The organism is Pseudoalteromonas sp. MEBiC 03607 (assembly GCF_004792295.1).
GTDB classification, from domain to species: domain Bacteria; phylum Pseudomonadota; class Gammaproteobacteria; order Enterobacterales; family Alteromonadaceae; genus Pseudoalteromonas; species Pseudoalteromonas lipolytica_C.
The window spans coordinates 1,580,879-1,595,659 of sequence record NZ_SRRY01000001.1; the positions used below are offsets into that span (position 1 = coordinate 1,580,879).

At 41.5% G+C, this 14,781-nt stretch carries 13 protein-coding genes; 10 read left to right on the forward strand and 3 right to left on the reverse strand.

The features are described 5' to 3' along the window. The 3 genes from E5N72_RS07235 to E5N72_RS07245 are packed head-to-tail and all read left to right on the forward strand — an operon-like array spanning position 1 to position 3,491. Positions 1–1,347, forward strand: coding sequence for an AMP-binding protein (locus E5N72_RS07235; protein ID WP_135923848.1), 1,347 nt, complete (start codon positions 1–3; stop codon positions 1,345–1,347). Further along, entirely contained in the window at positions 1,331–2,374 is a 1,044-nt protein-coding gene (locus E5N72_RS07240; protein ID WP_135923849.1) for an acyl-protein synthetase, read from the forward strand. Before E5N72_RS07235 ends, E5N72_RS07240 begins: the two co-directional genes overlap by 17 nt. Continuing rightward, a complete protein-coding gene (locus E5N72_RS07245) occupies positions 2,358–3,491 on the forward strand; it encodes an acyl-CoA reductase (RefSeq protein WP_135923850.1) in 1,134 nt (377 codons plus the stop codon). The genes E5N72_RS07240 and E5N72_RS07245 overlap by 17 nt, the downstream gene beginning before the upstream one ends. On the opposite strand, the gene pseC is transcribed toward E5N72_RS07245, so the two are convergent. Continuing rightward, entirely contained in the window at positions 3,483–4,658 is a 1,176-nt protein-coding gene (gene pseC / locus E5N72_RS07250; protein ID WP_135923851.1) for a UDP-4-amino-4,6-dideoxy-N-acetyl-beta-L-altrosamine transaminase, read from the reverse strand. The two genes, E5N72_RS07245 and pseC, sit on opposite strands and share 9 nt — an antisense overlap. Positions 4,659–4,666: 8 nt before the next feature. Further along, positions 4,667–5,668 carry a UDP-N-acetylglucosamine 4,6-dehydratase (inverting) gene (gene pseB, locus E5N72_RS07255; RefSeq protein WP_135923852.1) on the reverse strand — a complete coding sequence of 334 codons (1,002 nt, stop codon included), beginning with the start codon at positions 5,666–5,668 and terminating at the stop codon, positions 4,667–4,669. Between the two features lie 193 nt (positions 5,669–5,861). On the opposite strand from pseB, the gene E5N72_RS07260 reads away from it, so the two are divergent. Both E5N72_RS07260 and E5N72_RS07265 read left to right on the forward strand, forming a co-directional pair. After that, entirely contained in the window at positions 5,862–6,647 is a 786-nt protein-coding gene (locus tag E5N72_RS07260) for a flagellin (protein ID WP_135923853.1), read from the forward strand. A 141-nt stretch (positions 6,648–6,788) separates the two neighbouring features. Continuing rightward, on the forward strand, positions 6,789–8,228 hold the full coding sequence (locus E5N72_RS07265) for a sigma-54 dependent transcriptional regulator (RefSeq protein WP_135923854.1): 1,440 nt from the start codon (positions 6,789–6,791) through the stop codon (positions 8,226–8,228). Positions 8,229–8,281: 53 nt separating this feature from the next. On the opposite strand, the gene E5N72_RS07270 is transcribed toward E5N72_RS07265, so the two are convergent. Then, on the reverse strand, positions 8,282–8,869 hold the full coding sequence (locus tag E5N72_RS07270) for a DNA-3-methyladenine glycosylase I (protein WP_135923855.1): 588 nt from the start codon (positions 8,867–8,869) through the stop codon (positions 8,282–8,284). 128 nt (positions 8,870–8,997) lie between these two features. On the opposite strand from E5N72_RS07270, the gene E5N72_RS07275 reads away from it, so the two are divergent. The 5 genes from E5N72_RS07275 (at position 8,998) to fliG (ending at position 14,781) form a co-directional block, all read left to right on the forward strand. Further along, complete coding sequence (locus E5N72_RS07275) at positions 8,998–10,110, forward strand: ATP-binding protein (protein ID WP_135923856.1); 1,113 nt, start codon at positions 8,998–9,000, stop codon at positions 10,108–10,110. Beyond that, complete coding sequence (locus tag E5N72_RS07280) at positions 10,107–11,510, forward strand: sigma-54 dependent transcriptional regulator (protein ID WP_135923857.1); 1,404 nt, start codon at positions 10,107–10,109, stop codon at positions 11,508–11,510. The genes E5N72_RS07275 and E5N72_RS07280 overlap by 4 nt, the downstream gene beginning before the upstream one ends. Before the next feature lie 169 nt (positions 11,511–11,679). Then, positions 11,680–12,012, forward strand: coding sequence for a flagellar hook-basal body complex protein FliE (gene fliE / locus E5N72_RS07285; RefSeq protein ID WP_135923858.1), 333 nt, complete (start codon positions 11,680–11,682; stop codon positions 12,010–12,012). Between the two features lie 20 nt (positions 12,013–12,032). Continuing rightward, entirely contained in the window at positions 12,033–13,748 is a 1,716-nt protein-coding gene (gene fliF / locus E5N72_RS07290) for a flagellar basal-body MS-ring/collar protein FliF (protein WP_135923859.1), read from the forward strand. Further along, a complete protein-coding gene (fliG, locus tag E5N72_RS07295) occupies positions 13,741–14,781 on the forward strand; it encodes a flagellar motor switch protein FliG (RefSeq protein WP_036970138.1) in 1,041 nt (346 codons plus the stop codon). Before fliF ends, fliG begins: the two co-directional genes overlap by 8 nt.

The following is a 14,781-nucleotide window of genomic DNA, read 5'->3' on the forward strand; positions in this document are numbered from 1 at the left end:
ATGCATGGTGAGTTTTGGCAATTAGATAATAAAAACCCTGAGGCAAAGCTTTATTACAAAGACCATTGCATAGATTACAATGAGCTAGAAGCTCAAGTGCAGCAGGCCGTAAACTCATTGCCATCTGAGCGCTGTTTAATTGCTTTAGTTGCGCAATCAACACTCGACTTTGTCATTTTTTACTTAGCAGCTCTTAGACAATCTCATGTTGTGTTATTAGTTGATGCAGGCCTCGCTGAAAACGACATAAATGAGCTACTAGAGCACTATCAAGTTAATCTGCTTATTGAAGGAAATAAAATTCACTCATTAAGTAATTACACACATCAATTAGCTGATGAACTATGTTTGTTACTATCAACCAGTGGTTCAACGGGCTCCCCTAAGTTGGTAAAGTTAAGTAAAGCTAATTTGGCTGCAAACTGCGCTTCAATAAATCAGTTTTTACCGATACTTAAAGATGATGTGGTAATGACCTTTTTACCGTTATCCTATTCGTTTGGTTTGTCTATTTTGCATACCCATTTAGCAATGGGTGCGAGTATTGTGCTGCAATCAGGTAGCCCTATGTCGGCTGATTTTTGGCATAATTTTGAGCACTATAAGGTGACCAGCTTTTATGGTGTACCACTGAGTTATCAATTACTTAATAGACTGGGCCTTGAAAAAATGCCGCTTGGCAATGTTCGTTACATGGCACAAGCTGGTGGTAAGTTACTCGCACGTGATTGGCAATTATTAAGTGATTACACGCACAACAATGACATTGATTTTTTTGTTATGTATGGTCAAACCGAAGCAACAGCGCGCATAGCCTATTTACCCGCAGAGTATTTTAGTCGTCAAATTGGTTTTATTGGTAAAGAGATCCCCGGTGTTGAGCTACAGCTTCTTGACTCAGAAGGTGAACGAGTTGAGCAGTTTGATAGCCAAGGTGAGCTGTGTGTTCGTGGTGGCAATATATTTGGCGGTTATAGTGAAACACTGGCAGAGCTGGGCTATTTCGAAGATATTTCTTTGCTCCATACCGGCGATATTGCAATACAATCGCCATCGGGTTTATATCAAATTGTCGGGCGCTCTAAGCGCATCTGTAAAATAGCTGGGCGTCGGATTAATCTTGATGAATTGCAATCGTGGCTCGACGCTTTGTGCCAATTTGAAGTGGTCTGTGTTGGTAGTGAAGATGAAATAGTTGTTTATTCAGAGCAACCTATCGAAGCGGAACTAATAAAACAATTAGCCGCTAAGCTTAAGTGCCATAGTCGTTTAATACAAACAGTCGTGCTCGAAGCGATCCCAAGACTAAGTAACTCTAAGGTGGACTACAATGCACTTAAGCAATGAGCAACTCCTCGAGTTACCAATTTATGGCTTAAACAAAGCGCAAAAGCAGGCGTTTCTTGCATCGCAATTAAGCTTTTTAGATAACTACCACCTTCAGCACTGTGCCTTGTATCAGCGCTTGCAACAAGGCTGTGAGCAAGTATCGCCTTTGACAGTACCATTATTTAAAGAGTTTTTGTTAACCAGTATTACAGCCGAGGATCAGCATCGTTTGCTAACCTCATCAGGCACGCAAGGACCTACCTCTAAAATAACGTTAGATTCTGAAACTGCGCAGTTACAAAGCCGAATTTTAACGAAAACCTTACAGCATTGGCTAGGGAAGCAACGGCTTCCAATGCTTGTTATTGATGCAAAGGCAACCATACAAAAGAAAGCTGGTATGTCCGCCCGCGCAGCTGGTATTCAAGGCATGTTGTTTTTTGGCCGCGATCCACATTTTGCATTAAACGATGATATGACATTAAATATTGAAGTCATTGAGCAATTTTTTGAGAAGTATAAAGACACCCCAGTTTTTATGTTTGGCTTTACTTTTATTGTTTGGCAGCAGTTTATTCAACAGCTGGTGCAAATGGGGAAACGCTATTCGTTTTCAAAAGGCATGCTACTGCATGGTGGTGGCTGGAAAAAAATGCAGCAATCAGCGGTAAGCAATGATGTGTTTAAGCAGCAAATAGCGCAATCTCTTGGTGCTATTAGCGTGCATGATTATTACGGTATGGTTGAACAAACTGGTACCATTTATATTGAGTGTGAACATGGTCATTTACACGCACCTGTTTGGTCAGATATAACTGTTGTTGATGCAGCCACCGCTGAGCCTCTTGGTAATAATCAAGCGGGCGTGATTCTTCTTAATTCGGTTTTACCAAAGAGTTACCCTGGTCATCGATTATTGACCGAGGATTTAGGAGTGATCCATGGTGAAGATGATTGTGCTTGTGGTCGCTTAGGTAAATATTTTTCAGTGCTTGGCCGTTTGGCGAAGTCACAGGTGAGGGGTTGCAGTGATACCTTTAGTTGATGATCCTCAAGTAGAGTTTTTATTTGGTAACCCCACTAACTTGAGCTGTTTAGACACCGCATTTAGTGATGATGTCATAAATGAAATAACTGCTTTTTCAACTTTTCTTTTAAAAGCACAGCACTCTAATGCTCATTCGGCGTTGGGCTTTTGGTGCCGTAAAAGTAACGTATTGGCAATGAAGAGCGATTTTAAAAGCTTTGCTCACTCATCACCGAAAGGGCTTATCTTTCATATTACCCCAGCAAATGTTGATACCGTTTATTTTTACAGCTTAATCCTTAGTATTCTGTGTGGTAACAGCAACATAGTGCGCATTAGTGATCGAAGTGGGGATGAAGCGTATCAGCTAATTGGTTCTCTAAAGCGCTTTTTAAGTCAGCGTCCTCAATCAGTATTACATGCTTTAATTTGCATTGTTTCTTACCCAAGTTCAGCTGAAGAACTAACACGATATTTTAGTGAACTATGTGATATGCGGGTAATTTGGGGCGGTGATGACGCAATTGCTAAAATTAACCAGCAATCACCCGTAACAAACCAGATTTGCTTTCCAGATCGCTTCTCCATTGCCGTGTTACACCTTGAAAGTGAAGCTGAAATAGAAGATGCTGCTATACGCTTTACACGTGATTATGTACCTTTCTCACAACAAGCTTGCTCTTCTATAAAAGCGGTTTTGTGGCATAAAACAAGTAAATCCTTACAAGCGTTATTCTGGCAGTCTTTAAAGGATAAAGTGCAGTACAATGATGAAGCATTTTCACAAACCGCTCAATATAATCGTTTATATAACTTTCAGCGATTATTATTGATGCATCAATTTAGTGTCGAAAACACTTATAAATCTGTTGCGGGTTTAATTTGTGAAGCTGCACCTTTTGATTTAGCTATTTTAGCTGATCACAAAGGCGATGGACTCTTACTAAGCTTTGAACTAGAAAATTTTGATTTTGTGACACATGCAAAATTACAGACTGTTTCTTGTTTTGGCTTAACCACTTCCGAGCTAGAAAAATTATCTTCCCAAGCGCTTAGAGTAACACCTCTCGGTTCAGCGTTAACGTTTAATTACCTGTGGGATGGCGAAAATCTATTAATGGCGTTTTCAAATTAATTGCTGATAGGTTTTAAGCACAGCCTGCTTAATATAATCAATATCTTGTGATGACAAAGATGGATGCAATGGAATTGTCATTGCTTGTTGGTAATACTGCATGCTTTGCGAGAAGTCACACTTATTAAACCCAAGTTCTTGGTAGTAAGGCTGTAAAAAAATCGGAATGTAGTGAAGGTGAGCTTGAACACCTTGCTCTCTTAACCGTGTTACCATCTGAGCTTGTTGTTGCTGGGTCGTAAAGTTGATTTTCAAGATATATAAGTGATAACTGCTGTAACTCTCTGACTTTTGTTTTAACGGCTCAAGCCCCTGACTTGTAAAGTACTTATCAAAATCTTTAGCTATTTGGTTTCTAATAGAAATAAAGTTATCTAATTGTTTTAACTGGCTAAGCCCTAATGCGGCTTGCAATTCAGTCATTCTATAATTAAAACCAAGTTCAATTTGTTGATAATACCAAGGACCGTGACTTGGCTCGGTCATTTCATCAGGATGATTTGTAATGCCATGACTACGTAAGCGTTTCATCTTTTTATCAAGCGTTTCACAGTTGGTAACAGCCATACCCCCTTCAGCAGATGTGATTATCTTAACTGGATGAAAGCTAAAAACAGTGATGTCAGAGTAATCACAACTGCCAACAGGGTTACCTTTATACTTGGCGCCAATAGCATGAGAGGCATCTTCAATCACCTTAAAACCATACTCTTTGGCAAGTTCATTGATTGCTGCCATATCGCATGACTGGCCAGCTAAATGAACTGGGATCACAACTTTAGGGAGTTGCTGGTTTTGTTTGGCTATCGCTAGTTTTTCTTTAAGGGCAACAACAGACATATTGCCTGTCTCAAGGTCGATATCAACAAAGTCGACACTTGCGCCACAATACAGTGCGCAGTTACTTGATGCGACAAAGGAGATTGGTGATGTCCATACGATGTCACCAATACCTACACCTAAAGCTAGGCAAGCAATATGTAAGGCTGAAGTAGCACTGTTGGTGGCACAGGCATGGTTAGCACCGCAATATTCAGCAATGGCACTTTCAAATGCGGGTACTTTAGGACCTTGTGTTAACCAGTCAGACTGCAAGACATCAATTACGGCATTAATGTCATCTTGTGAAATACTTTGCTTACCGTAGGGAATTAGCTTATTTGTCATGAGAAATATTACAGTAAAGCTTGAACATTGAAGTTTTTAATCTCTTCAATGCTCATATAATCAGGGTTATCAAGTGAGTTATACTCGAATCCTTGCGCTACTTTTTTACCCTTCTCACCAATAGCATTAACTGTAAAATCGTTACTACGGCTACTAAATTTAATGCCCGGTGCGATAACAAAATGATCATTGTATTCGTACGTTTCAAAGCATAAGTCGGCCGGGCACATGACTTCATGTAACTTTTCACCTGGGCGAATGCCTATAACCTTAATTGGTAAGTCAGGTGCCATGGCTTTGGCAAGATCAGTAATACGAATTGAAGGGATCTTCGGCACGAAAATCTCACCACCCAGCATACGCTCAAAATTAGTTAGAACAAAATCAACACCTTGCTGCAGGCTTATCCAAAAGCGGGTCATTTCTTCATGAGTAATCGGAATATGGTCACGGCCTTGGTCGATAAACTTTTGGAAAATAGGCACTACAGAGCCACGCGAGCACACTACGTTACCGTATCTTACTACTGAAAAGGTTGTTTTATGGCCGCCAGCAATATTATTAGCGGCAACAAATAGTTTGTCTGATGCAAGCTTCGTTGCGCCATATAAGTTGATTGGATTCGCTGCTTTATCAGTCGACAGTGCAATGACTTTTTCTACGTTATTATCAAGGGCAGCATCAATGACGTTTTCAGCACCATTAATATTGGTTTTGATACATTCCATTGGGTTGTATTCAGCGGCAGGTACTTGTTTTAATGCTGCTGCGTGAATCACATAGTTCACGCCGCGCATGGCACGGCGAAGCCTGTCTTTGTCACGTACATCACCAATGAAATAGCGCATACAAGGTTGGTCAAACTCTTGTTGCATTTCAAACTGCTTTAGTTCGTCCCGTGAAAAAATAATGATCTTTTTAGGTTTATAGCGTTCGAGCAGTGTTTTGACGTATTTTTTACCGAATGAACCGGTACCACCGGTGATTAAAATCGTTTTGTTGTCGAACATAGCGTTACCTAAGTTATTTATCATTGGCGTTTGATACGCAAAAAGAGAATTTTGACTCAATTCTCAGTAATTTAACTATTAACTAATACACTAGCAAGTCAGATGCCAAGTTAATTTATCTAAACCATGGTACAAAGTACAAATTTTGGCAAATTAAGCTATAATTTAAGCAATCGGTTTGTCGGAGGCCGCCATGAAAATTCAATCACCCAATACCGGGTTTTTAAATCAGACTCAGCAAACAGGTAATAAGCTTGCTGAGCAATTAGCGTCAGGTAAAAAAGTAAACTCAGCAGCAGATGATGCCGCTGCACTGCAAATTATTGATAGATTAACATCGCAGCAAGATGGTTATAGCCAAGCTATCAACAATGCCTACGATGGTATTTCTTATTCACAAGTTACTGAATCAAACCTATCAGGTGTAAATGATGCAGTATCACGCATTAGAGAGCTGTCTATCCAAGCGGGTAACGGTGCGCTCACAGATACTGACAGAGCAGCACTACAAGAAGAAGTGTCACAATTGCAAACGCAAATTTCAGAAACATTTGAAAATGCGACATTTGCTGGCAAACCTTTATTTGATGGTGAGCAAGTGTCGTTTCAGGTTGGTCCTGATGCCAACACGACGCAATCATTAACGCCATCTGATGGCAGTATTGCTTCTGTGATTGCGGGTATTGATATTTCTACCCAAGCAGGTGCGCAAGCGGCCATTGATATCAGCGATCAAGCTGCTGAAGAGATTAATAATCAGCGTGCTGAACTTGGCGCTTTCCAAAACACTTTAGAAAGTACGATAAAAGGGTTGGGAAACCAACGGGAGAACATTGCTGCGAGTCGAAGCCGCATTGAAGATACTGATTACGCAAAAGCAGTGTCTGATCAAGTAGCTAACGATATTTTGTCGCAAGCTTCAATCGCTTTACGTGGTCAAGCGAATCGTTCAGCAGAATCTATCTTAGGTTTGCTTTAATACTTTAGTCTTATTTTTAGGCGTTAAGTGACTATTTTTTGGCGTTGATGTCAATAAATTGCCGCTTAGCGCTTGCATCCCTCCTAAACTCGCTTACAATTTAACATTAACAAACCCCGTGGTAACTGTGGTTCGCCAATAATGATCTTAATTTTAGACAATAATAATAATCGTGCGATAGGTTTACATGCTTCACTCACCTTCATTGGTGAAACAGCACAATTAGTTAATGAAACAAATCTTCAAGCATTTTGTGAAAAACACCAGCAACAAGAATGTATGGTCATTTTGGGGGCTCTACAGCAGCTTAATCATGAAGCTGTGATCAAACAGTTTCCAGCTATTCCATTTTTGTTAATAGGTGAAACCCTCAAACCCCTTCTTAGTATTGCTAATGTTGTAGGCTTGATATGTGAGCCTTTCAATCATGACGTAACCACTCAGTTATTGCATGACTGTCAGCAATATCAGCGTATGCTGCCCGGTGCTCATAAACAGTCTAAGTCGCAAAAATCGTTTGATGGACTTGTTGGTGAAACTGATGCTGTAAAAGATGTTCGTTTTTTAATTGAGCAGGTGGCTAAAACCGATGCCAATGTACTTATTTTAGGTGAGTCTGGCACAGGTAAAGAGGTGGTAGCACGAAACGTTCACCTACTATCTAAACGAAATAGCGGGCCATTTGTGCCAGTAAACTGCGGTGCTATTCCTGGTGAGTTACTTGAAAGTGAGTTATTTGGTCACGAAAAAGGGGCATTTACTGGGGCAATTTCAGCGCGAAAAGGGCGTTTTGAATTAGCACAAGGCGGTACACTGTTTTTAGATGAAATTGGTGACATGCCACTGCAAATGCAGGTTAAGCTTTTACGAGTATTACAAGAGCGCAGTTATGAACGAGTAGGTGGGACAAAGCCTATTCAAGCTGATGTACGAATTATTGCTGCAACACATCGTAATCTTGAAGAAATGATTGAAAAGGGCGACTTCCGCGAAGACCTTTTTTATCGCTTAAACGTGTTTCCAATTGAAAACCCTTCGCTAAGTGAGCGTGCAGACGACATTCCTCTACTTTTAAAAGAGTTAATGCGCCGTGTGAATGAGCAAAGTGGCACAACAGCAAAATTCACCGAACGGGCAATTCAAAGCTTAAAAGAGCATGCATGGCCGGGAAATATCCGTGAGCTAGCCAACTTAGTGGAGCGCATGGTCATTATGTTCCCTGATAAAGTGGTTGATGTGCCAGACCTACCAGCTAAATATCGTTACATTGAGGTCGAAGCGTATGAGCCTGAGTACCCTGAAGAGCTGATGGAACGAGATGCTTTCAACGATATTTTTAGCACAGGCTTTAGTGATTACGAAGACGAAGAGCTTGACACGCCAGCAACAACGGTTGACTCTGGTTTATTACCCGATGAAGGCATTGAGCTGAAAGAGTATCTTGCTGAGCTTGAAATCAGCTTAATTAGCCAAGCATTAGAGCGCTATGACTATGTCGTAGCGCGTGCGGCTGAAATCTTAGGTGTTCGCCGTACAACTCTCGTTGAGAAGATGAAAAAGTATAACCTATCGCGAGATTAACTCGCGGTAGGTTTAACGCTCTCTACATAAAGCATGTTTCTGCAGATTTGCGGCTAATATTCACTCACTATTTCGGCTTTTCTAAAACAATCATTACTGTGATCATTCACCATACCACAGGCCTGCATATGCGCATACACAGTCGTTGGGCCTAAAAACTTAAAACCACGCTTTTTTAAATCTTTGGCAAATGCTGTGGAGGCTTCAGTAATAGCCGGGTAATCCTCTAGTTTATCTAGGTTGTTTACCAAAGGCTTACCACCTACAAACTGCCATTGGTAGTTTGAGAAACTACCAAACTCTTTTTGAATTTCAATAAAACGCTGCGCGTTATTGATAGTCGCGGCGATCTTGGCTCGATTACGAATAATGCCATCAAACTGCATTAACCGCTCGACGTCGTCCTCAGTCATTTTGGCAACCTCTTCAACAACAAAGTTTTTAAAGGCGCTGCGATAGCCATCACGCTTTTTAAGTATGGTATACCAACTAAGCCCGGCTTGTGCTGACTCTAAGGTTATAAACTCAAACAAACGGTGATCATCATATAATGGCACCCCCCATTCTTGGTCGTGGTAGGCCACATAATCTTCTTTGCTGGTGTCGAGCCACGGGCAGCGACAGTGGTGTTCTTTTTGCATTGTTCCCTCGCAAATGTCATTTTTTTGTCGGTGTTTATTTTGACTTTAATTTATTGAAATAAAACAAAAATAATTATGGTATGAATTGTGCATTTAGCTGTGTAGACACGATTTTTTGAGTATCGATTATGGCCTTGGCACATGTATTAAAACCACAATTTATCACAGCTAATCAATATAACCCATGCTTACAGCAAGAAGAGTATGTTGGCGAGTTGAGTGAGCTTCGCCAGCAAGCTAGTTGGCTAAGTCATTTAGTGCATACTATGCCTGCGGGCGTTGTGGTTTTAGATGGTCGAGGCATGATTGCAAAAGCAAATCAAATTGCTATTGATATGTTGGGTGAACCGCTTGAAGGTGAAAAATGGTTTAGCGTTATTCAGCGCTCATTTCGACCAAAGCAAGATGATGGTCATGAGGTATCACTCAAAGATGGGCGTTTAATAAAGCTTGATATTACTGCGCTTGCACCTGAGCCAGGGCAGTTAATTTTAATGACAGATTTAACAGAAACTAGGCGTTTACAAAAACGAGTAGCACATATGCAGCGCTTAAGTGCGCTTGGTAAAATGGTTGCTTCGCTTGCTCATCAGGTCAGAACGCCGTTGTCAGCCGCCATGCTTTATGCCGCAAACTTGGGTTCAAAGCGTTTACCAGAAAGCTCGCGTGGTAATTTTCATACTAAATTAATGTCACGTTTAAAAGATTTAGAAACCCAAGTAAATGACATGCTGTTATTTGCAAAAAGTGGCGAACAGCAAGTTGTTGAAAGTGTCTCGATGCAACAGTTACTCAATGAAGTAAAAGCGGGGGCGGATGCAATGGTGGCACAAAACCAAAGTACCTTAGCCGTTAACTTGCCAGAACCAGACATTGAGATTGTGGGTAATAAAACCGCACTTGCCAGTGCGATTCAAAACTTAATTCATAACAGTATTCAAATAATTGGCAAACATGCAGAAGTATCGCTTAGTGCTGAGCGCGACACCGCAAATGATAACAGTGTTCGCATCAGTGTAAGTGACAACGGTCCAGGCGTAGATATGAGTCAGGCCGAGAAATTATTTGAACCTTTCTTTACTACAAAAAGCCAAGGCACAGGGCTTGGACTTGCTGTTGTGAGTTCAGTCGCTAATGCGCACCAAGGACGGGTTGAAGTGACTAATAATGCCCATGGGGGGGCATGTTTTAGCTTGATCCTGCCAATAAGTGCAGAATTTACGTCAGCGGAGGCAAAATGAATACGAACGCAATTTTAGTCGTTGAAGACGACGCAGGCTTACGAGAAGCTTTGATTGATACACTCGAAATGTCAGGAATTGATTGCATCGCAGCAGATAGTGCTGAGCAAGCAATGGTGCTGTTAAAACAAGGCACGTATTCATTAGTGGTCAGCGATGTACAAATGGGCGCGATGAGTGGCCTTGATTTACTTCGCAGTATTAAGCTCAACTACCCTGAACTACCTGTACTTATGATGACAGCTTATGCCACCATTGATGATGCAGTTGAAGCGATGCGTTTAGGTGCGATTGATTACATGGCAAAACCATTTGCCCCAGAAGTATTGCTTAATATGGTCAGTCGTTATTTACCTGAAAAGGAAAAAGAAACAGACGGGCCAATTGTTGCAGATCCATCGAGTATTAAGTTACTCGAACTTGCGAGCAAAGTAGCGCGTTCAGATGCCAGTGTTATGGTTCTTGGCCCAAGTGGTTCAGGTAAAGAAGTGTTAGCCCGCTATATTCATGATAAATCGAATCGAGCAGATGCTCCCTTTGTTGCCATTAACTGTGCCGCTATTCCTGAAAATATGCTTGAAGCAACCTTATTTGGCTATGAAAAAGGCGCGTTTACCGGTGCCATTCAGGCCTGCCCTGGTAAATTTGAACAAGCACAAGGCGGTACCATATTACTTGATGAGATCACCGAGATGGATTTAGGTCTGCAAGCAAAATTACTGCGTGTACTACAAGAGCGTGAAGTAGAGCGCTTAGGCGGCCGTAAAACCATAGAGCTTGATGTTCGTGTCTTAGCTACGAGTAACCGTGATTTAAAAGAAGCGGTGAGTGAAAACCTATTTAGAGAAGATTTATATTATCGCTTAAATGTGTTCCCGCTGATGTGGAAACCATTAGCAGAACGCCCGGGCGACATTGTTGTATTGGCAGAGCATTTAATTGAGCGCCATTGCCTGAAAAGTAAAGAACCCATTGCTATGTTGACCGAGTCAGCTAAGCAAAAGCTGCTAACACATGCTTGGCCGGGTAATGTGCGAGAGCTTGATAATGTTATTCAACGTGCGCTGATATTATGTGATGGTAACAGCATTCATGAAGATGATGTCTTCATTGAAGAGTTACTAACGGTAGAGATAAAGTCAGTTGCTACGCCACCGCATAATGCACCGGTGTATCAAGAGCAACCCGTTGAAGTTAATTTAGATACAGTGCCACAGGTGAGTGAGCAAGGTAATTATAAAGACGAGCTTAAAGACAAAGAGCATCGTATTATTTTAGAAACCCTCGCACGCTGTAATGGTAAGCGAAAAGAGGTGGCTGAGACCTTAGGCATTAGCCCCCGCACCTTGCGATATAAACTAGCGCAGATGCGCGATCTTGGGATTGCACTGCCAGCCTAATTCTCCTTCCAAAACAGTGTCAAACAAGCTCACAGCATGTGGGCTTGTTTGCTGTCAAAACTCTGACAAGCAAAATAAATGGTATAAGTCATTGAAAATATTGGTTTTGTTTTGTGGCACGGTTTGTGCTTTATCAGTTTATAAGTAAACTGTATTGTCAGAGAGTATTATGAAAGTTCAAAACAGCGCATTATTTCAAGAAATGCAATCTATGGCCCTTGAAGCTAGCCGTAGTAACTCAATTACAAATTTACCAACTCAGACACAGCCTACATCAACGGCACAATTTGGTGATCTACTTACCAATGCATTAGATACAGTAAATGGCTTGCAACAAGAAGCCAAGCAAAAAGTGACGGCTCTTGAAATGGGTGATCGCAGTGTATCGCTTGCAGATGTGATGATTGCTTCACAAAAATCATCAGTTGCATTCGAAGCAACGGTACAGGTTCGTAATAAACTTGTTGAAGCATATAAAGAAATCATGAACATGCCTGTGTAACTAGGTAGTGGAGAATTATCGTGGCGCAATCTAATCAATCAACTGATCTAGCCCTAGCAGGCGGCGGTATCGATTCTACCGATACTGATGATCAACAAGAGCAAAAGTCAGGCTACTTAAGTGCCTTAAACGGTGTAGATGTTTTACGCCAGGTTACTTTAGTGATTGCTTTGGCAATTTGTTTGGCTATCGCAATTTTTATTATCATTTGGGCACGTCAGCCAGATATGCGTCCGCTTGGTAAAATGCCAACGGAAGAGCTTATTCAAACGCTAGACTTTTTAGACGCACAAAAGATTGATTACGAACTCGATGGTAATGTCATCTCTGTAGAAGAAGGTGAGTACCAAAACATTAAGTTATTGATGGCTCGTGAAGGCCTTGAGCAAGCGCCAAGCTCAGGTACTGACATCATCATGCAAGATATGGGATTTGGTGTAAGCCAACGCCTAGAACGTGAACGTTTAAAACATGGTCGTGAGCAACAACTTGCTCGCACTATCGAAGAGCTAAAAAATGTTACTCGCGCCAAAGTACTTTTAGCTATTCCAAAAGAAAACGTATTTGCTCGTCGCGAAAAACAACCTTCAGCTACAGTGGTTTTAACACTCAAACGCGGCCGTACGCTTGATGGTGAAGAAGTTGACTCAGTTGTTGATATTGTTGCCTCAGCGGTACAAGGTTTATCGCCAGAGCGTGTTACTGTTACCGATCAAAATGGTCGCTTACTAAACTCAGGCTCACAAAATTCACTCGCTGCACGTTCTCGTAAAGAGTATGAAATAGAGCGCAAACGTGAAGAAGAGTACTTAAATAAAATCGACAGCATTCTCATTCCAGTGGTTGGTTTAGGTAACTACACTGCGCAAGTTGATTTAAATATGGATTTTAGTGCAGTAGAAGAAACTCAAAAACGCTATAACCCTGATTTACCAGCAGTGCGAAGCGAAACGACTTTCGAAGAAAATAACATCGGCGGTCTTGCTGTAGGTATTCCTGGTGCGCTTACAAATCAGCCACCTGCAAACTCGAATATTCCTGAAATTGCAGGTCAAGGCAGTGCAGGCTCAGCGACTAACCCTAGCCGTTCTCACAAAGAAGCAACACGCAACTACGAGTTAGATACCACGATTTCTCATAAGCGTCAGCAAACAGGTGTTATTCGTCGTATTAGCGTATCAGTCGCTGTTGATTACGTACCAGAAGTTGGTGAAAACGGTGAAACGACTATGGTGCCTCGTTCTGTCGAAGCATTGTCAAATATTCGTCGTTTACTACAAGGTGGTGTAGGCTTTGATATGCAACGTGGTGATGCACTTGAAGTGGTCACAGTTCCGTTTGTTCGTGAAAACACAGAAATGGCGATTGAAGTGCCGCTGTGGGAACAAGACTGGTTCATGAAAATGCTTCGCTTAGCGTTAGGTGCTTTGGTTATTATCGTACTTATCTTGGCTGTTGTTAAACCAATGCTGAAACGCTTAATCTACCCAGACGATACACTTGAAGAGTATGATGAAGATGCGTTAAGTGCGGGTGTAGATATTGGTGATAGCACGCTAGATATGCTAAATAAAGACTTTGACTCTGCTGCTGTAGGATTCTCAAGTGATGGTACACTACAGCTGCCAGATTTACATGGCGATGAAGATTTACTCAAAGCAGTTCGTGCATTGGTTGCTAATGAACCAGAACTGTCTTCTCAAGTGGTGAAAGCGTGGTTAACTGAAGATGACTGATCAAGAACAAAAACAACTACCACCGGCGTTTGATGTTGATAAATTAGACGGTGTCGATAAAGCAGCTATTTTATTGCTGAGTTTATCGGAAGAAGATGCTGCGCAAATTCTAAAACATTTAGAGCCTAAGCAAGTACAAAAAGTAGGTATGGCGATGGCGGCGCTGGATGATTTATCACAAGCGAAAATTAGCGCTGTTCACAACTTGTTTATTGAGCAAATTCAAAGCTTCAGCACCATAGGTTTCCAATCTGAAGACTTTATCAAAAAAGCGCTTACAGCGGCACTTGGTGAAGATAAGGCTGCCAGCCTTATTGACCAAATTGTTATGGGCTCTGGCGCCAAAGGCCTTGATTCACTGAAGTGGATGGACTCAAAACAAGTAGCGAATATTATTCGTAATGAGCACCCGCAGATCCAAACTATTGTTTTATCGTATTTAGAGCCTGAGCAATCAGCTGAAATCTTGTCGCAATTTCCTGAAAAAGTGCGCTTAGATTTAACCATGCGTATTGCTAACCTTGAAGAAGTTCAACCAGCAGCACTCCAAGAGCTAAACGAAATCATGGAGAAACAGTTCGCAGGTCAAGCAGGTGCGCAAGCTGCGAAAATGGGAGGCTTGAAAGCAGCGGCAGATATCATGAACTACCTAGATACCAATATTGAAGGTCAGTTGATGGATTCGATCCGTGAGCATGACGAAGAAATGTCGCAGCAAATCCAAGATCTCATGTTTGTATTTGAAAACTTAATGGATGTTGAAGACCGAGGCATTCAAGCAATTCTTCGTGAAGTACAACAAGATGTACTTATGAAAGCAATTAAAGGAACAGATGAAGCACTGAAAGAGAAGATTTTAAGTAACATGTCGAAACGTGCTGCTGAGCTATTAGCAGATGACCTTGAGGCGATGGGACCTGTGCGTATTAGTGAAGTTGAAGCTGCACAAAAAGAAATCTTGTCGACAGCACGTCGTTTAGCTGACTCAGGCGAAATAATGCTTGGCGGCGGCGGTGGTGAGGAGTTCCTATAA